This is a genomic window from Klebsiella sp. YJ, assembly GCF_002108615.1.
Lineage (GTDB): Bacteria > Pseudomonadota > Gammaproteobacteria > Enterobacterales > Enterobacteriaceae > Klebsiella > Klebsiella planticola.
In genome coordinates, this window is the sequence record NZ_MTEG01000010.1 from 77,143 (window position 1) to 95,882 (window position 18,740).

General features: G+C 45.7%; 12 protein-coding genes, 1 tRNA gene and 1 pseudogene. 6 read left to right on the forward strand and 8 right to left on the reverse strand.

Going from position 1 to position 18,740, the window contains the following annotated elements; translation table 11 throughout:
• Positions 1 to 122: 122 nt before the first annotated feature.
• Together BV390_RS12390 and BV390_RS12395 are read left to right on the forward strand one after the other, a co-directional pair.
• Positions 123 to 207 (forward strand) — tRNA-Leu (locus BV390_RS12390).
• 197 nt (positions 208 to 404) lie between these two features.
• Positions 405 to 1,667 (forward strand): tyrosine-type recombinase/integrase, encoded by a 1,263-nt coding sequence (locus tag BV390_RS12395; RefSeq protein ID WP_085396979.1) that lies wholly within the window; start codon positions 405 to 407, stop codon positions 1,665 to 1,667.
• A gap of 302 nt (positions 1,668 to 1,969) precedes the next feature.
• Here BV390_RS12395 and BV390_RS12400 read toward each other — a convergent pair whose 3' ends face one another.
• The 5 genes from BV390_RS12400 to hsdR all read right to left on the reverse strand — a co-directional run bounded on the left by BV390_RS12400 (position 1,970) and on the right by hsdR (position 12,121).
• Positions 1,970 to 4,987, reverse strand: coding sequence for a reverse transcriptase domain-containing protein (locus BV390_RS12400; protein WP_085396980.1), 3,018 nt, complete (start codon positions 4,985 to 4,987; stop codon positions 1,970 to 1,972).
• A gap of 177 nt (positions 4,988 to 5,164) precedes the next feature.
• Complete coding sequence (locus BV390_RS12405; protein ID WP_085396981.1) at positions 5,165 to 6,265, reverse strand: PDDEXK family nuclease; 1,101 nt, start codon at positions 6,263 to 6,265, stop codon at positions 5,165 to 5,167.
• A 10-nt stretch (positions 6,266 to 6,275) separates the two neighbouring features.
• Positions 6,276 to 8,075, reverse strand: coding sequence for a restriction endonuclease subunit S (locus BV390_RS12410; RefSeq protein ID WP_085396982.1), 1,800 nt, complete (start codon positions 8,073 to 8,075; stop codon positions 6,276 to 6,278).
• Positions 8,075 to 9,547, reverse strand: a complete 1,473-nt coding sequence (locus BV390_RS12415; RefSeq protein ID WP_085396983.1) for an N-6 DNA methylase — start codon at positions 9,545 to 9,547, stop codon at positions 8,075 to 8,077. Before BV390_RS12415 ends, BV390_RS12410 begins: the two co-directional genes overlap by 1 nt.
• A 138-nt stretch (positions 9,548 to 9,685) precedes the next feature.
• Positions 9,686 to 12,121 carry an EcoAI/FtnUII family type I restriction enzme subunit R gene (gene hsdR / locus BV390_RS12420; protein ID WP_085396984.1) on the reverse strand — a complete coding sequence of 812 codons (2,436 nt, stop codon included), beginning with the start codon at positions 12,119 to 12,121 and terminating at the stop codon, positions 9,686 to 9,688.
• A 438-nt stretch (positions 12,122 to 12,559) separates the two neighbouring features.
• Between hsdR and BV390_RS12425 the strand changes: the two genes are divergently transcribed.
• Positions 12,560 to 13,507: a hypothetical protein gene (locus tag BV390_RS12425; protein ID WP_085396985.1), complete on the forward strand. Its 948-nt coding sequence runs from the start codon at positions 12,560 to 12,562 to the stop codon at positions 13,505 to 13,507.
• Between the two features lie 103 nt (positions 13,508 to 13,610).
• A pseudogene (locus BV390_RS31490) lies at positions 13,611 to 14,017 on the forward strand (tyrosine-type recombinase/integrase); the annotation flags it as partial.
• Positions 14,018 to 14,047: 30 nt separating this feature from the next.
• Here the strand turns inward: BV390_RS31490 and BV390_RS12430 are convergent.
• Both BV390_RS12430 and BV390_RS12435 read right to left on the reverse strand, forming a co-directional pair.
• Positions 14,048 to 14,878, reverse strand: a complete 831-nt coding sequence (locus BV390_RS12430) for a hypothetical protein (RefSeq protein WP_085396986.1) — start codon at positions 14,876 to 14,878, stop codon at positions 14,048 to 14,050.
• Positions 14,832 to 16,247, reverse strand: coding sequence for a deoxyguanosinetriphosphate triphosphohydrolase family protein (locus BV390_RS12435; RefSeq protein ID WP_085396987.1), 1,416 nt, complete (start codon positions 16,245 to 16,247; stop codon positions 14,832 to 14,834). Before BV390_RS12435 ends, BV390_RS12430 begins: the two co-directional genes overlap by 47 nt.
• Before the next feature lie 374 nt (positions 16,248 to 16,621).
• Here BV390_RS12435 and BV390_RS12440 point away from each other — a divergent pair, with 374 nt between their 5' ends.
• Both BV390_RS12440 and BV390_RS12445 read left to right on the forward strand, forming a co-directional pair.
• The gene (locus BV390_RS12440) at positions 16,622 to 17,191 is read left to right on the forward strand and encodes a DNA adenine methylase (protein WP_085396988.1); all 570 of its coding nucleotides are present in this window, start codon (positions 16,622 to 16,624) and stop codon (positions 17,189 to 17,191) included.
• Positions 17,188 to 18,033 (forward strand): 8-oxoguanine DNA glycosylase, encoded by an 846-nt coding sequence (locus BV390_RS12445; protein WP_085396989.1) that lies wholly within the window; start codon positions 17,188 to 17,190, stop codon positions 18,031 to 18,033. The genes BV390_RS12440 and BV390_RS12445 overlap by 4 nt, the downstream gene beginning before the upstream one ends.
• On the opposite strand, the gene BV390_RS12450 is transcribed toward BV390_RS12445, so the two are convergent.
• A complete protein-coding gene (locus BV390_RS12450) occupies positions 17,977 to 18,525 on the reverse strand; it encodes a nitroreductase family protein (RefSeq protein ID WP_227517233.1) in 549 nt (182 codons plus the stop codon). The two genes, BV390_RS12445 and BV390_RS12450, sit on opposite strands and share 57 nt — an antisense overlap.
• Positions 18,526 to 18,740 lie beyond the last annotated feature (215 nt).

Sequence of the window (18,740 nt, forward strand, 5' to 3'; positions counted from 1 at the left end):
TGAGACGGTCCTGAGCAGGCCGGGCGCTGTTTTTTTCGACACTTAGCGCGGCGGAGACACGCTGCTGCTTGCATGGCGGCCATCGACAGGTATAATCCACAACGTTTCCGTATCCCTTCAGTGCCGAAGTGGCGAAATCGGTAGACGCAGTTGATTCAAAATCAACCGTAGAAATACGTGCCGGTTCGAGTCCGGCCTTCGGCACCATCGGAACATCAATAGACGTCAACGGACGTCTTTTTTTGTGCCTGAAATCCAGTATCCGCAAGGCTTTCCGCCAAATTTCATTCAACTGATGTCAACTGTGTCTATCCACATCAAGTCGCTTGTGAGTATAGAACCGAGTATATATGCTGGTTCGATAATGATTATATACTCACAGCGGTGCATGGAAGGAAACCGTTATGGCTCTTACAGATATCAAAGTACGTACAGCAAAACCCGATACAAAGGAATACTCGCTAGCTGATGGTGATGGAATGTCTTTGTTGGTACATCCTAATGGGTCCAAGTACTGGCGCTTTCGTTTTCGCTTTGGCGGAAAGCAGCACCTGATAGCATTCGGTGTTTATCCTGAAACCTCTCTAGCTGATGCTCGTCAGAAAAGAGAAGAGGCGAGAAGGTTAGTTGCTGCCGGTATTGATCCCCGTGTACATAAACGCGCAGTTAAAGAAGAGCAGGCAAAAGAGGCTATCACTTTTGAATCTGTTGCCAGAGATTGGCACGCCAGCAATCAAAAGTGGTCAGAGTCCCACAGTGGGCGTGTCCTTAAAAGCCTGGAAGATAATTTGTTTGCTGCGATTGGCAAACGAAATATCACTGAGCTGAAGACCCGAGATCTTCTGATACCTATCAAAGCCGTAGAGATGTCTGGACGTCTAGAGGTTGCCGCGCGTCTACAACAACGCACGACTGCGATTATGCGATTTGCCGTACAGAGCGGCTTAATCGACTACAACCCCGCACAAGAAATCGCAGGGGCTGTCGCCACTGCTAAGCGACAGCATCGCGCAGCATTAGAGCTCAACCGCATTCCTGAACTACTTCATCGTATCGATACATATACCGGCAGACCACTAACACGCTTAGCTGTCGAGCTGACGTTGTTAGTTTTCATCCGCTCTAGTGAGTTACGTTTTGCTCGCTGGACAGAAGTCGATTTCGAAAACGCTATGTGGACGATCCCGGGAGAACGTGAACCATTGGAAGGTGTGAAGCATTCACATCGAGGTTCAAAAATGCGGACTCCTCATCTTGTTCCTTTATCCTGCCAGGCTCTGACCATTCTGGAACAGATCAAAAGCATGAGTGGAAACCGGGAGCTGATTTTCGTTGGCGATCATGATCCGCGTAAGCCGATGAGTGAGAACACTGTGAACAAGGCGCTTCGGGTTATGGGCTACGATACAAAAGTTGAGGTTTGTGGGCATGGTTTCAGAACCATGGCGTGCAGTTCTTTGATTGAGTCGGGATTATGGTCGAAGGATGCAGTAGAGAGGCAGATGAGTCACCAGGAACGTAGCTCTGTGCGTGCGGCTTATATTCATAAGGCCGAGCACTTAGGGGAGCGTAGGCTGATGGTGCAGTGGTGGGCGGATTATTTGGATGTGAATCGGGAGAAGGGGATTAGTCCGTTCGATTTTGCCAAGATTGCGACAGAAAAGTAACATCATTTTTAATGATAGTTTATTAAGTTTAACAGCTTAACTATCATGGGGTTAATGGATTTTAGATGTCTATTCACTCTTCACGTTTTTAGTTTATCATGTTTGTTTTACATTTTTTCAGTGAAGAGATCATCGATAGTATGAAACATGAGAGCTACCTATTATTCTGTGCGATGATTAAATGCACAAATGAACCGGTAGCTCTCAACAAGCAGTTTCAACTTACACCTGCTAATTATGTATTGGCAATGCCATGTGGCTATATTCCCAATAACCTCAGCCAATATTTTTGGTCGTTTTCCCTATCCTTCTGGCAACATTTTTCGAGAATGCTCTATCTCAAAGCCATCCGGAACAGGTTTAAAGGGCTTGCCTGGCGAACGGTAACTACTTTGAAATTGTCGCAATGCATTTACGTCAATCTCACCAATTACACAATAATCTGTAATACCGCCTTTGACTCGCAGTACATCACGCTTCCAGCTATCTTTGAAGGGGCCTCGGATGCGGCTATCGCCATACTGGCGGTCATTGCATTGTATGATGTAAGCATGGATATCCAGCGCAGCAGATTCGACCAAGGCATTGAAAGTTTCAGTATCCTGATTCCACTCTGGCACAAACAGCGCGTCAACGTTGCCACGCAGCGCTGCGCGATAACTAATATTGGTCAGCTCACTACAAATCAACAAGGAAAAACGAAAATCACCGTGTTGAATGATAGGAGGCGCTGTCCATCTCTTTTCTGGTTTCATTTCTAGCCCTGCTAGTCGTTGTAATTCCTGCTCTTCATGCAGCGCTGGGCGTTGTTTGTCCTGACGGTAAATCATTAGTGAAGGAAAACCCAACCCATCATGAGGTAAGGAAGCCCATACCTGATTGCGCACCCTCGCTTTATTGGCATGTAAATATTCAATACCGGTGACAAGTGAAATTCCGCGACCTTGTAACTTACGGGCAATCCTAATAAACCAGTGCGCAGGGAGCGAGAGCTCCGGCAGAATTAAGTAACGACTGTTATGTGGTTGGGCTATCACACCGTCAAGCAAGCGACATAATCGAGTGTAACGGTTTGCATCCGGATCGGCTGAACGCATGACCGCCGCAGTCCAGCTTGCCATGGACGTTTTCCAGCTAGAGACGGCAACCCCATATTTTCCAGCAGATTGGCCGTCAGGAATTTGCAATACGCCTTGTTTATCGATACTAGGCGTTTTATTACCGAGGACAAAACCACGAACAGCGAGAACAACGGCTCGCATTTCTTGCCGTGCTGAGGCTGTATAAGCCTCATTGTTTAGGATAAATAGTTCCGGCAGGCTGAAAGGCCGTGTAGCAAATAACAGTCCATGTGGCAGGATTTTAAATTTGCACCATTTCGCTACTACCTGATTACCAAAAACAACATTATCAGGCAGTAATTCTGATGCTTTCGCACAGTGGGCTACTGTTTTCGGAGCGGGTATGCCCCGTTGAGCAATCATCTCTTTTGGTAGACCAATAAAGCGGAATGGCATATGTGCTAAGTCGAAAGAGAATAATCTCGCCTGCTGTTCTTGGTAGCCCTTTAATGAAAAATCACGACCCAAATATTCTATGTCTAACCCACATCGGGTATGCCAATTTTTCAAATGGTCATTCCAGGTTTGCTTACCTACCTTGGAAATACGGGGAGGAAATGCTGCAACGATAGCTTCAAGCACGCTACTAAAAAGCTGAGTCCTCCATTTGCCAATAATCTCTTCTTCAGAAGGGAGGTTATCATCAGGACACGCCTTGATCACAAGGACGCAATTTTCTCGTACTTCATGGCAAATATTCTCGAGCGCGAAGATAAGTTTGCGCAGTTCGACAAAGTCTTCACAGGCCGTGGCCAGTCGGATCACTCGGGGTAGGTAGACCGATAAATCAAAAAATTGTGGCAGAACCATTACATGATCAATAAATGCCCGGAAAAAAGCCTGGCGATGGCCTTTCCATGTGCCCGGTTGCAGGTCACGCTCATAGGCTTCAAAGTCGCGTAATTTGATGGCAAATCCCGCCCTACGCATAGTCAGTGCATCTGCTTTACGCAAATTATCAGCGACTTCGCCATTACTTTGAGTTGCAGCAAGCAAATCAGTACCGACATTGCTGGAGGAGTGAGGTAACCGAGGCATAGCACGCCATTCGCTGGCTCGTTCATAAATCTGATGAGCAATAGCTTCAACTAAGGTTTTGCCGGGGTCACCCGCCAAGATAAACACTTTATTCTTCGCATTTGCAAAACGAATCTGGCTGTCATGCAGATAGTTTGGTTGAAAACTGATCTGTTTGTTTTCCTCGCCCTTCACCCAGTCCAGTTTGCCGGAAGAACGGGCGAACAACCATTGCCACAGCTCTGCCATGGAACGGAAATTTGCACCATTTTCCATGACCAGCATGATGTCATCTACATACCGTCCGTAATAGATAGGTGCGATTTGCTGCTCAATAACGCGATCCAGCTCGATCAGAGCTACATTGGCAACAACAGCTGAAGCAGGAAGACCTACAGGTAATCCTTTCTTCAACGGGGTCTCAATTGCCCATGCTTTTAACGCATTAATAAATAATCGATTAAGCTTGCTTTGTTCTGCAGTGAGTTCCAACTCCAAAATATCTTTGACGAAGGTTGGATCAAGCATAAACCCGGGATTCAGCTCGTGATAGAAAGAACTAACATCAGCAGTGAGTGCCACGATTCTTTTGCTGTCACTTAGCGCGCTTCGCATGGCGTTAATGCCATTGTCACGCCAATCACGAAAAGGTCTGAGATAAGGTTGAAAAGAACCAATTGAAAGTGCATTGATGCCCTTTCCATCGAGAGTACGGCGCAGGCGGTTACCGTAAGCACAAGTTGATAATTTGGCATCAAAAAGATGCCCGACTTTCAACATCCAAAGAGTCGAGAGAACATGAAAATCCAGGCTGCATTGAGCCATTACTCGAAACTCGGCTTTGATTTTTTTTTGTTCGCTTTTCTCAGCCATTGAGTTGCAAGCATACGTCCACTTTTCCGCAGGTGAAGAAAATATGAGACCGTTCGCTTGCGGGTCGCGCTGCTGTTCCCAGCAAGTCATGTCAACAGATTTGGAAGCCAGAAACCAGTTACCGGTAAACTCATTCTCTTCTACCCATGATTCGTCGTCACCTTGTATTTTTCCCTGCAGAACCGTCAGATTCGTGTATAGGGACTCTTCGTATTCCGCAATTGCTTCTAGCGAAACATGGGACGAATAGTACAGATCGACTTTCGCTTTGCGATAGGCAAGGCCAAGGTCTTCAAGGCTAATAATCATGCCAATTCCTCTTTAAAAAATAACTACATTCTCGGCTTATGAATTGCCGTCAGCCGGACGTAAGCAACCGCTTAATTGGCGAGAATGCAGCTGTTCCAATAAAACGAATCATCCATTTTAGATGCCTTCAGAAATAATGGTTTCTACTATATTTGGAAAGCGAAACTCCTTTGGAAATTACAATTCGGCGTTCCAGTTTCCGAAATATCGCTTAAGTTTTTCAATAGTGTGTCGCCATTTTGGAGTTGTTGGTTTGCAGACCGTGTTTTGATTGCCGAAGAATCCGACCTCGTTCACCGCCTCTTGTTCACTGCGGGTTTCCAGCCATTTCACGGGGACAAAATACTCGGACTTATCGGGGTCATCTGCGTTCCGGTGATAGAGAACGCTGTACTTAAGCACATCCATCGCCCGCTTTTCGCCGTCGTCAGTGTTGATGGTGAAGCTACTGGCAGGCTCAACGGCGCTCTGTACAATACCGACGCCGACGTAACCCGTTGCAGGTATTTTCACCCAGACGCGATTGCCAGGCTGAAGCTGTTTTAACGTCTGACTATACCAGCTCCCGCCCCCCGCGCTGATAAACCCGTAGCGGCGCGCCTCTTCCCAGACGCGACTGTTTGAATCGCCAAACGAAACATAAAACTCACCGTTCCAGGGTTCTTTTGCACTAGCGCCGGTGGCAGTAGCCTGTGCGGCATTGGTTTGTGTCTCACTCGGGTCGATAAGCCAGGCGCGACTTAAGAACTGCTCGTCACCGTGCTGGAACACTTTGAAGAACAGGACGTTAATCGAGATGCCATTCTTGCTCAGATAATCGACAATACGCTCGGTGGAGGGATCCAGCTCCGCCGCCACGATAATGATTTGATGCGACTGATTGAGCGACTCTTCTTCCAGTTCGGCATTAAAGCGTTGCTTAAATGCCGAGCCTAGATTTCCGCCACCAGAAAATTTTTCATAAATCTGCGACAGGCGATCGGCGGTTAAATCATCCACCCAAGAGGCGTAATCTAGCGCCTGCGCGACTACTTCACGCGGTGTGCGGTCACGCTTAAGCTCAATCAGGATCAGCGAGGCATCAGGCGCAATCGCCAGCAGATCGATTCGCCCTTTATCGAGCGTATTTTCCTGATGCCCAATAATCATCCACTGGTCAGAGAGAATAGTGGGGTCGTTTAAAATCATCTTCTCCAACAGTTGCTCGCTGGCGATTTTGCTGATGGTTAGCGGCTGGGGATTCTCCCCTATCCGCCAGATTGCATGATGAACTGGCATCGTCTGTTCCTTAGTTTAATGCTGCGTCAGTGAGCGCATCCGCCAGGTGGAGCTGGGTTTTCTGACTGCTTTTCAAGTCGACTTTGAGCTGCTCACAAAGAGCGATTAACTCATTAACTTTGGCAACGATACGGTATTGTTCATGAATTGATAAAAATGGTATAGGCATCGCCTTTAAATCATTAACTCCTTTTAAATTAGGAATAGCTGAACCTTTTGAGTTTTCAAAAATATTCTTTTGAAAAAAAGGCGATCTGAAAAGCAATTTAAAGAAATCTGCATCAATAAACTCCTTGTTAATTCTAACTCTTAATAGAGCCTGATTAATTATCCCTTCTTTAAATTTTTGTGGGACTTGAGTTATTCTACCAAGTGTAGCACCTGTGCAACTTACTAGAAAATCGCCAGCTTTAACTGCAAAGCTTCTCAACTCTTCAAATTTTTCATCACTGATGTAATATCGTTCAAAAGAGCAATCATCATTAATAGGACAATATTGCTCATAGACCTTATAACCTTCAGAAATAAACATGCTTTTAGTTAACGAACTACCAAAAGGACCTCTTTTGAAAGCACCATCATCATATGCTAATAACTCCCCCCAGCATACCCACTCCCACCCCTGTGGTAACTCAAACGGTTTTTCCTCATCACTCACTGGCGACAACAGCTTTTGTTTTTTGATTTTACCTTCTTTTACCAGTTGCGTTTTTTCCTGTTCAATACGTTTAAGCAGTTCAGAAGCAGGTTCGTCGTTAGGATCTTGCGGCACCAGTTTCCCCATTATCGCCAGTTGCAGAATGGTTTGCTTAAGCGCATCAATACTCGCTTCGCTGGTAAACAGCGTGTCAAAATGCTGGCTGATTCGCGCCCAGTTTTCGGTAAGTACTTCAGCATTTTGGCTGTCGGTCAGCGTCGCCAGTAGGGTTTCCACCAGTTGCTGATGCACGTCCAGACTGGTTAGCGATTGCTGTTCCAGTTGGTCACAGAGGGACATGAGTTCTTCTACTTTAGAAGCAATTCGATTCTGTTCGCCAATAGGCGGAACTGAAATAACAAGCGGGTTTAACTTTTCGAGAGAAATATTAGCAATATTTGTTGTCTGACTTGAACTATCAATAAGAGTAGATTTTATATTAGGAGAACGTAATACTGACATCAGAAAAGCAGCATTAAAGCCATATGGCCTAATGACGCTTAAGAAACCACCAAATGTTGCGGAGCCAGTAGGAATATTATAGATATATGCAACTTTCCCAACTAGCTCTCGACTATTTGCCATTGACATAACAATATCGCCTTTTTCAGCGAATTGCTCAGAACGCTTCACAAATGATTCACTGACATAAAGTAAATCATCCCATTCAATGCTATCTTGAACATTCGCTGTCCGCAGGCAAGCAACTTTTCCTTCTGACGGTTCTTTATGCTTTTCACTCGCAGGGAATGTAATTCCACGAATAATTGCAACAGTGCTACCTAAACGCGCCCACTCCCACCCCACCGGCAGTTCAAACGGCTTCTCATCCTCGCTAATTTCCGGCAGCGGTTTCTGCTTTTTAATCTTCCCCTGCTTTACCAGTTCAGCTTTTTCAGCGGCAATACGCTTTAACAACTCAGACGCCGGTTCATCATTCGGGTCCTGCGGCACCAGTTTGCCGCGCACCGCCAGTTCCAGAATCAGCTCGCGCAGTTTCTTAATGCCATAGAGATCGATTTTGCCGTTACTACCGCGTCCCGCAGTAGAACGGGTTTGCAGCGCAGAAGACCAGATATCGATATGATCGGTGATCAGCTTCTCAACGGTCATCAGTTCGCCCCCTTATTACCTGCCAGCGCGGCACCGAGTATGTCGCGTAGCTGGTTACGCAGTTCGCTGATTTCACCCTGTTGCTGTTGGAATTTCTCCAGCAGCTCGTCCGGGTCGTGGCTGATGGTTTCGCCCTGGTACGGGTTCTTGATATCGAGGTTAAAGTTGCGGGCGATGATGTCGTCGATGCTGACTTTCCACGCCTGATTGTTCTCTTCGCGGCTTGCAAAACCATCGGCTTCATTGCCCCACCAGTCGATTTCGATCTGGAATTCCTCAAACTTCATCGGTTTGGTTTTGCTGTAGTTCTTCACGCCGTCCGGGTACGGATGCTCGTAGAACCACACCTCTTTGGTGGGCTGGCCTTTAGTAAAGAACAGAATATTGGTTTTGATGCCGGTGTACGGGTTAAACACGCCGTTCGGTAAACGCACGATGGTGTGCAGGTTGCACTCTTCGGTGAGCAGCTTTTTGATTTTGGTTTTCACACCTTCACCAAACAGCGTGCCGTCCGGCAGCACCACCGCCGCGCGGCCTTTGTCTGCCAGCACTTCGATAATCAGCTGCAGGAACAGATCCGCAGTTTCACGGGTCTGCATCTCTGCCGGGAAGTTTTTCTCGATACCGTCTTCTTCGGTGCCGCCAAACGGTGGGTTGGTGATGATCACGTCAAGCTGCTCATCCCACGAAGAGAGCGGTTTGTTAAGCGTGTTGTCGTGGCGAATTTGCACCGGCACTTCAATGCCGTGCAGCAGCATGTTGGTGGTGCACAGCAGGTGCGGAAGCTGCTTTTTCTCTACGCCATAGATCTGCTTTTGCAGCGTTTTATGGTCTTCAGTGGTTTTGACGTAATGCTCTTTTACGTGATCAAACGCGCAGGCGAGGAAGCCACCGGTTCCACATGCCGGGTCCATAATCGACTCGCCCAGTTTAGGGTCGATGCGGTTGACCATAAAGCGCGTCACCGCACGCGGGGTATAGAACTCGCCCGCATTGCCGGCGCTTTGCAGGTCGCGGAGGATCTGTTCGTAGATATCGCCAAACAGGTGGCGTTCAGAGCTGCTGCTAAAGTCGATTTCATTAAGCTTATTGATCACCTGGCGCAGCAGCGTACCGTTTTTCATGTAGTTGTAGGCATCGCTGAACGCCTGCTTGACCACAAAGCCGCGCGGGTTTTTATCTATTGGCGCGGTGAGGTTTTTCAGGGTTGGGAACAGGTCCTCGTTCACAAATTCCAGCAACGCATCGCCGGTGATGCCCTCACTGTTCGCCGCCCAGCTACGCCATAAATAGCGCTGTGGGATCGGCAGCTGGTAGTCGTCCTGTTCCAGTTCCAGCTCTTCTTCCTGGGTATCAAAAATTTTCAGGAACAGCAGCCATGAAAGCTGCCCGAGACGCTGGGCATCGCCGTCCACGCCTGCGTCTTTACGCATAATGTCCTGAAGGGATTTAATGACTGAGCTAATCGACATGTTTTCTTTCCGTTTTTAAAAAAGGATCTCACTGGCAGCATAAGCACCAATTAAGTAAAAAAATCTCCTCACCCTGGCCCTCTCCGAGAGGGGGCGAGGGAACAATTCAAAGGCAGGGTGAGAGTTATCGTTGGGTTATCAGGCGGAGCGCGGCGGCAACTGGTAGATTTCGTTTTCCAGTTCGTTCACCGCATCTTCGTAAGCCTGCTTGTTACCAAAACTGCTTTTGATAATTTCCAGCGGGCGGCCCAGCGTGTCGAACGGTTTGAGTTTCAACACCTGAATATCTTCGATTTCCTGCACGCCTTCGTCGGCGTATTTATCCAGAAGCGTGTTTAACACGTTCTGCGCAGGCTCGGAATATTTAGTGAAGTAGTTACGCTTGCGAACGTTGTCGGCACGTTCCTGGCGCGTGAGCGGCGGCTGGCCGTAAACGACGTGGCACAGCAGATCGAACGGGTCAAGATCTTTACCCACTTCTTCGGCTAGCACATCCCAAAGCACGCCCAGTTGTTGCAACTCTTCGATGATTGCCTGTTTGCGGGCGGCAGAGTGCCATTTACGGGCGAAGTCATCAAGCGATGCGTAGTCTTTATCTTTAAGCAGCGTTTTGCGGGTGTAATCCTGGAAGGATTCGGTGACCAGCTTGCCGTCGGCATCGTAATACTGCACGCGTTTTGCCAGCACTTTTACGCTGACACCGTTGACGTGGAACTTACGGACTTTGTTTTCATCGTCTTCTTCAAAAGCCCCATCCCCTTTGCCTGATGTGGGATCATAGGTTGCAGGTGTCTCTGCGACGCCATTAACCAAATCAGATGGCTCTTGCTCTGAGGTTTCGTCTTCGAGTTGGTCGTCGAAATCTGAATCAGGATCGGTAATCTCTTGCGGCGTGGTGCGGATCACTTTTTCTGGCATGCCATCAAAGCGCGGGTCGGCAAACAGTTCAGTCGCTTTTTTGAAATCGAGAATGGTGAACCAGAGTTTACCGAATTTCTCATTAATGCGCGTGCCGCGTCCGATGATTTGCTTAAATTTGGTCATCGACTGAATGTTTTGATCCAGTACCACCAGCTTGCAGGTCTGCGCATCCACACCGGTACTCATCAATTCTGAGGTGGTCGCTATCACCGGATAGGCTTTCTTCGGATTGATAAAGTTATCCAGTTGTCCTTTGCCGATATCGTCGTCACCGGTGATTTTCATCACGTACTTTTCGTTCTTGTTTACCTGCTCCGGGTTGAGGTTAACCAGTGCCCGGCGCATGCGATCGGCATGATCGATGTCGTTACAGAAGACGATGGTTTTATCCATCGGGTTGGTGCGTTTGAGATAATCAGTGATGGTTTGTGCCACCAGCCAGGTGCGCTCATCAATGACCATCGTCCGGTCAAAATCTTTCTGGTTATAAATACGGTCATCAATCAGTTCACCGTGTTTATCAACCTGTCCTTTGGTTGGCCGCCAACCCTGCAAATCGACATCGATATCCACCCGCACCACTTTGTACGGGGCCAGGAAGCCATCTTCGATGCCTTCTTTGAGCGAATAGCTGTAAACCGGCTCGCCAAAGTAGTCGGTGCTGGAGACTTCTTCGGTTTCTTTCGGCGTGGCGGTCAGGCCAATTTGCGTGGCGCTACTGAAATATTCGAGGATTTCACGCCAGGCGCTGTCTTCTGACGCACTGCCACGATGGCATTCGTCGATGACAATCAGGTCAAAGAAATCAGGGGCAACCTGTTTAAATGCTTTTTGATGTTCTTCCGGACCGGTAATAGCCTGATAGAGTGCCAGCTGAATCTCATAGGCAGGATCAATTGTCCTGCCCGTCACTTTTGCCATCGCGCTGCCAAAAGGCTGGAAGTCGTTGAGTATGGTTTGATCGACCAGAATATTGCGGTCAGCCAAAAATAGAATGCGTTTTTTACTTTTTGCTTTCCATAAGCGCCAGATAATCTGGAACGCGGTGTAGGTTTTCCCGGTGCCTGTTGCCATGACTAATAACAGGCGCTTTTGTCCTGCAGAAACAGCTTCTACCGTTTTGTTAATTGCCTGAAGCTGGTAGTAACGGGGGGATTTTCCGGTGCTATCGTCGTAATAGTCCTGGCTGATGACAGGCAGTTGCTCAGCGGTGAAACCTTTCCAGACGCAGTATTTACTCCACAGCTGTTCCGGCGTTGGGAAATCGTTGAGTGTGATTTCAGTTTCGAGCACGGCGGGATTCGTTTTGTCGTGGAAGATAAATCCATCACCATTAGAAGCAAAGACAAAAGGCACATCGAGCAGGCGAGCGTAATCCAGACCCTGCTGCATACCCTTGCCGATCTCATGCTTATTGGCTTTTGCTTCTATAACAGCAAGCGGTAACCCTGGTTTATGGTAAAGCACAATATCGGCTGATTTCACTGTCAGACGAGCTGCCAGTTTGCCGCGCACCACCACTTTGCCATCACGGAGTTTGACTTCCTGGCGTATCTGCGACATCACATCCCAGCCTGCGTCTTTAACCGCTGGCAGGATGTATTTGGTGATGATGTCCGTTTCAGTCAGATGAGTTTTGTTTACGCCAGCCATAGCAGAACACTCCACGATATTGGGTTAGCTCTGATTTTACACAGGTTAGTGCATTAAGTAATGACATGAAACGATGTTTTGGGAGGCTATTGGTAAAATCATTGTTCGGCAGGAAAAACTCCGCGGTTTCAGTTCATTTCTTGGATAGCATGATCTGATCCTATGATTAACATATTGTGATGTTGACAGTATCAGACCTGCTTCCAATCGTTGCTATGGCGAAAAGTTTGCAATGTCCTTTGTTGGCTCGAACTAGCCAGGCTTACGGTCCCTAAGAGACGCCATGAGAGAACTGCGTGAGTTCATAATGTTCTGTAAGTGTATGGAAGAATTATTGATGTTGTCGTATTTTAGTCAACATGATGCAGATGGCTAATGGCTTTAAGTAGATATCATTGAAACAAGTAATTTAATGAAATATGTAAGCTAAGGGGTTAGATGAAAAAGGTTTCGATTACTCAGGAAGAAATTAATCAAGGCGAGGGTAATTTTCACGATTACATGAGCTACGTGAGAGATCGCTTGTCCGCCAAGTTTGTTGAACCAAGTTATTCACTTTTTGCTGCAGCAGACCTTATTTCTGCAGATGGATACAAAATAGTTTTAGGGTCTAATCCGGATGATGCTGGGCTATCAGTGACAAATTGGTTGGCAAATTTTTATGGAGATAGGCAGCATATTTCCTATTGTTTTCCTCCTATTGCCTATCAAATCAATGGGGTTTTATATTGTGTCAGAATGCCTATTGAAAGAATAAAAGAAATTCCTTTACTGGAGGCGGTGGTCGGCCTGACTGAAGAAGCAGTAATGAGAATTACCAGCAGTAAGCTAGAAAAACTTCAGGCTGACTATAACGAATTTTATACGATGTTCTATGACATTAGCCGTTTTGATGTCACTACTATAATTCATTTAGAATCAGCTGCAGATCGGCTACTCGCAGGAGCTGCCCATTATGCGCTTTCTCGATGGGAAAGCCTTCACTTCATCGAACGTGCAATGAAAGAGGTTTTGGAAAAGAAAGGTGTAAGATTGTCGGGTAGTGACGGTCATGACATTAGTGGCGCACTTCACCGTGAGTGGATTAAGGCTGCATTTCCTGCTCTCCCAATTGAATTACTTCAGAAGGTGATGTGCACTCCCGCTATTCGGTATCAGAGAACTCCGTATCCCTTTATTGCTTCTGTTACTGCTCACCATGCTTCGATTCGCTTGGCCGCGATTATAGCAAGGGAAATACCTCAAGAGCCTAAATTAAAAGATAAAATTATTATTAACAGCTCAGTCTTGTTTCGTGAGGGGGCATTGGCTATCGCTCGCTTATATAAATCTATGGATCCTACATCAGAAACATGGGAGCCCGTAAAACTGATATCTCCCTCTTGATTAAATCAACACAAATCATCATGTTCACTGGGGGTTTAAGCTTAGGAACTGTTGAGAGGATATCGATTTTGAAAAATGATTTCGAGGGATTCCTCCATAATCAGTGAAAATGAAACGACCACATACCGTTCCATTGTCGGGTCAAATTGAGCTATTTAAGCCCATTACAGGACTGTATCAACTGATATTCAATGGGTTAAATGGTCGTAATAAACTGCTCTCAAGGAGAGTGTGAGTCAGGTAATTTAATTGTTAGGATACAAAGGATGGCTGATGTGATACGGTTCTCGGCAAACGATGGGTGCAATTATGCGCGAACAGGGATTTAACTCGGCTTAGATTTAGCTGGAGCTTGAGCATGTGGATAAGAACGCAATACGTGAGACGTATAACCATACTCAGTATCTGGAGGGATGTAGGGAGATGGTTCTGTTGTATACGGGTTACATTACAGTGTTGATAAAAGTTAGTATAACTTCACATTATATCCCTCTGGATATAGGCATCTAGAGGGATAATAAAATTAATTTTGTTAATGAGCTATTTCTTTTCATTGGATGAAATTAATTCTAAATTCAGCTGCTTACAGTACAGATGGGAATTAACTTTTAAACCACCTTTGCCTGACCAACTGGCAAGATCTTGGCGGAGCTTGGATAGCCTTGTGCTAGTAATGTAACTTGTCCTAAAACGTTCAAGCTCATCACTAACTAATGTCTGATTTGAATAAACATTCAGCGATGATGCCAAAAACTGGCATAGACGCTCACCTAACATGAGTACTTCTTTACCATAGATAGTGCGCAATATTCTGATTAAAGCACTGTTTACATCTGGGGTATGTTCTAGTACCAAATCGAGGCGACCAGTATGTAGATCAGTAAGCCATGAGTCATTTGTAATGATCCTATCATTTTGAATATCGTAAAGAACTGAATCCCATGACATTAGGGTAGTATTCAGCAAGCTCTCCACATCTTTTTGAATGATAAAATGATTTTTAAAAGCCCAAGTCTCCTCAAGACTCCAGATATCAATGTCAACACTGAAGTCTCTAACTCTGAAGCCACCAAATTTATTTTCAGTTATCTGCTGCAAACCATAATCAGAAAGAGCTCTATGAAGATGTCTCTTGGAACCAGCAAAAACCAAGTCAATATCAGAACGAAACTGGTGAGCCGTAAAAAGACCAATATCACGGATAAGCCCACCAAAAACATACAGATGTGCCTGCTGCGACAGCGCCTTGATTAGCGCCGTCTCGCTTTGCCTACCTCCCCGACCAGATTTGATGTAATACTTTATCCGGCGCTTAAGGAGATTCTCATCTCTGACGACATTCGTACTGGTGGAGTTTTGCGAGTTCATCATGTAATGCTATCAGATAACTGTCAGTCATGCCCGAAATCGCATCAGCGAGCAACTGAGCTTCTTTGTAATGGGCTGGTAAGTCGTTTTTTTGTTCAAAAATACGCCGATAGTTTTCCGAAATGCGACCGTAAACGTAACGACCAAATGGTGTATCCCATTGGGTGCCACCTGTTGCACGACCTTTAATTCCGAGCCACAGCATATCCATTAGGCCCTTGATATAGTTAGAGCCTTTTAGCTCAAGCTTAAGGACACTACTGTGCTTGTAGCCCCTGGAACTGTCAAATTTCTTCAATACATTACACAAGTTTCTACCATTGCTTTCAGACACCAAGTCCTTGATTTGGCAATTGTCATTCAAAAATTTGTCGATATTATCTTTAAATGCGATAACAACCGCATCAACAAGCTCTGCGATGGCGTAGACACGAAACTTTTGCATGCTCATATCATTAAGCTCAGCAGGGGAAAGGTCTTGTTGCGCGTAGGTCGTATGATCTTCTTTGCAATTATCCACAACGCGTTTCGCCACAACATCCTCTTTACAAAGCTGATGACACTGAATGAAATCCATAAGGTCGTGAAATGAGGCAAGCCCTTTTTTCACAATATCTTCAGCATCAAGTACTGAGTAGGCGATGTCATCACAAGCTTCCATTAGGTAGGTAAATGGATGACGAACACCTTCGCACAAGCCAGTTTTTTCCCAGACATCATGCACAACATCTTTCTCTGAAAGGAAGAAACCGTGTTTACTCCATAGCTCGGAATTTGCATCCGACGATATGGGGTACTTGATCATTGATGCTAGGGTGGCATAGGTAAGATTTAGCCCATAATTATCATTTAAAATTTGAAGCTTAGTCACCAAACGAAAGGTCTGAGAATTCCCATCAAAACGACGAAAATCGTCATAAAGTTTTTCTTTATACTCTTTAGTCTCTTCAGGCAGGTTTTTTGTAAACCATTCACTCATAGCTTTCTCACCTTGATGCCCAAAAGGTGGATTGCCCATATCATGCACCAAACCAATTGTCGCTAGCAGTGCGGGTACATCGCGCTCTAGGCAGATGTCTTTGCAAACATCCTTGAATACCTCATCTTGAAGCTCAAAAGCCAGTCGCATGCCGATTCCTCTCGACAAATTAGCCACTTCATGTGAATGAGTAAGACGTGTTCTAACACTATCATTTTTATCCAAAGGAAAAACTTGTGTTTTATCTGCTAACCGACGAGTAGGTGCAGCGAAGAGGATACGGTCAAAATCACGTTCTATCTGCTGCCTACCTTTGGAAGTATCTTGGGATGAATCCTTATTTTCTTTTTTGGGTTTACGACGATTGCTGTTTAAGAGGTCATTCCAATGCATGAGAGTTCCTGATGAAGATGTGGTCCACTAAAGTTTCATACATATTAACAATGGAATATTGTAAAAATCATGATTAACCGCACAAAAAACGAACATAAGCACATGATATTATTAGTTCTGCAATTATTTTTTTAGTCTGAATGCCGTGAAATAAAAATCACAATCATTCCGAATTGTGAAACATTTTTTACCATTCTTTTTGACTACCAAAATCCAGTGTTTGAAGAACAATTAAAATTGACATCATCGTCAAAAATGACGATGATTACCTCATGAGATATCCTGGCGGAAAAGGCAAGTGCTACCAACGGCTCATCAACTTGATGCCCGAGCACCAAACGTACATTGAGACGCACTTAGGCGGAGGCGCAGTTATGCGCAACAAACTACCCGCTAAAAAAAGTATTGGTGTAGATCTAGATAGCAAAGTCATTGAACAGTGGCGTAAAACAGAGCCATGCATGTGTGAACTCATTAACGATGATGCCCTGTCGTTTCTTAGCACATTTCCATTTAAGGGAAATGAGTTAGTTTACGTTGATCCACCATACGTTCACAGCACCCGGAAACGCAGCCGAATCTATCGACATGAATACAGTGATGATAACCACCGACAACTGCTTGAAAAGATATTATCACTAACATGTAACGTTATGATTTCTGGATATGAAAACTCTCTTTACAACGAAATGTTAACAAGTTGGCGCTGCGTCAAATTTAACGCAAAAACCCACTCAGGTATTCGAGAAGAAAGCGTGTGGATGAACTATGCTCCACCAGCAAAGCTTCATGATTCACGTTATCTAGGTAACAACTACAGAGAAAGACAAACCGTTGCTCGTCGTCGTGCCCGCTTGTATGACCGGATCGAGCAGATGGAGCAAACAGAGCGTAGTGAATTAATTCAATGGCTGAATACCAAATATGGTCTGGAGACAGTATGACTCAGCGCGGAGCTGTAATTATAGGGCCAACTATAATCAACCTCGATTTTCCTGCAGCTGATCAAGCCATACTACCAGGAGTAATGTGGGGAAAGATTGAAGCATTTCCCTCCCCTGCATACTGGGCTTACCAAGTCTTTGCTCGCCGGTTGGAAGTTAATACAGTTAATTACAAACTGGGGCGGACCTTAAAAGAGGAAGTAGGAGCCTGCTTACTTGGTGGACATGGAATACCTGCAGCAATAGGCATTGCCGCATTTAACCTGTTAAAAGCATATGGAGCATTTGAAGCACCATCTCCTTCAGAAGAACTTCTTTACGAATGGCTTTCTCAGCCGATTGATACAGGTAGTAAATCCGTGCGTTACCGTTTCGCAAAGCAGAAATCCCGTTATCTAGCCGCAGCCTTGAACAAATTAGATGTCGAAACACCACCACTTGAATCAGGCCGACTGCTCCGCGACTGGCTAACTACTATTCCGGGTATTGGCTATAAGACAGCATCATGGGTAGCACGAAATTGGCTTGGTGCAGATGATATTGCAATATTAGATATTCACATTCTGCGAGCTGGCCTATTGGCTGGTTTTTTCCCTCAAGACCTAACTGTAGAACGCGATTATCTGAAGCTTGAACAACTGTTCATCCAGTTTAGTGAATCAATGGGAGTGAAAGCCTCAGAGCTGGATGCTCTCATTTGGTACGAAATGCAGGCATCATCAACTACAGTTTTTACTTTGCTTGAATCCTCGAGAGGTCAACCGCTTACAAAACTTAAACCACGTTTAACGCGAGCCAAGAACCGCCAAACCGACACCAGCCAAACAGTCCTCCAGTTTTAAACTGGCGCACCATTCATTGCCTGTAATTCCTAGTGGACAAAAATTACATGCAAACGCTTCTGCTACAAGTGCCATCTGTCCTGTTAAAACACCTGCGTCACGCCATACAAGGCTGTCCGCATTTTCGTATTTAGCTGCGGTCATCCCTGGTTCCGCAATAAGCCTAATAACGATGCCAGATTGAATATCAAGTACTGGCAATAATTCATTGCGTACAACGTCCCTTGTCTGATTTGGCTGTGAAAGTAACGCCAACGCGTGCTTGTCCGGTAAGTAGAGTTGCCACCCATCCATTTCTGGCAAGGAAAGAACAATATGTATAGGGTGAATTGCACCAGCGGAAGGTGCTGGCCGTTGGGTTAGTGCGAAGCCTAAGCGAGAATGCCCTGCAACCATTTCTCTCGCAACTAACCAGAGCCATTCAGAAAGTAAATAATGATCCAATGATCCAAACTCACGTCGTGTTCTACGTGAATCTATCACTGAACGCATCGGCGGCAGTAAATTACCTTCCAATGGAGGTGGTAGAAAAAAAACCTCCTCTATCGGCCATTCAATAGGTCGGTACGTAAGAGGTTGTATGCGCGGAAAAGGGTTACCTAAGGAAGGTGCGAACAAGTTCCTGATATGAGATCATCATATTCATCCGGAGCGCATCCCAGAGGGACATCATGAGCCATCAACTCACCTTCGCCGATAGTGAATTC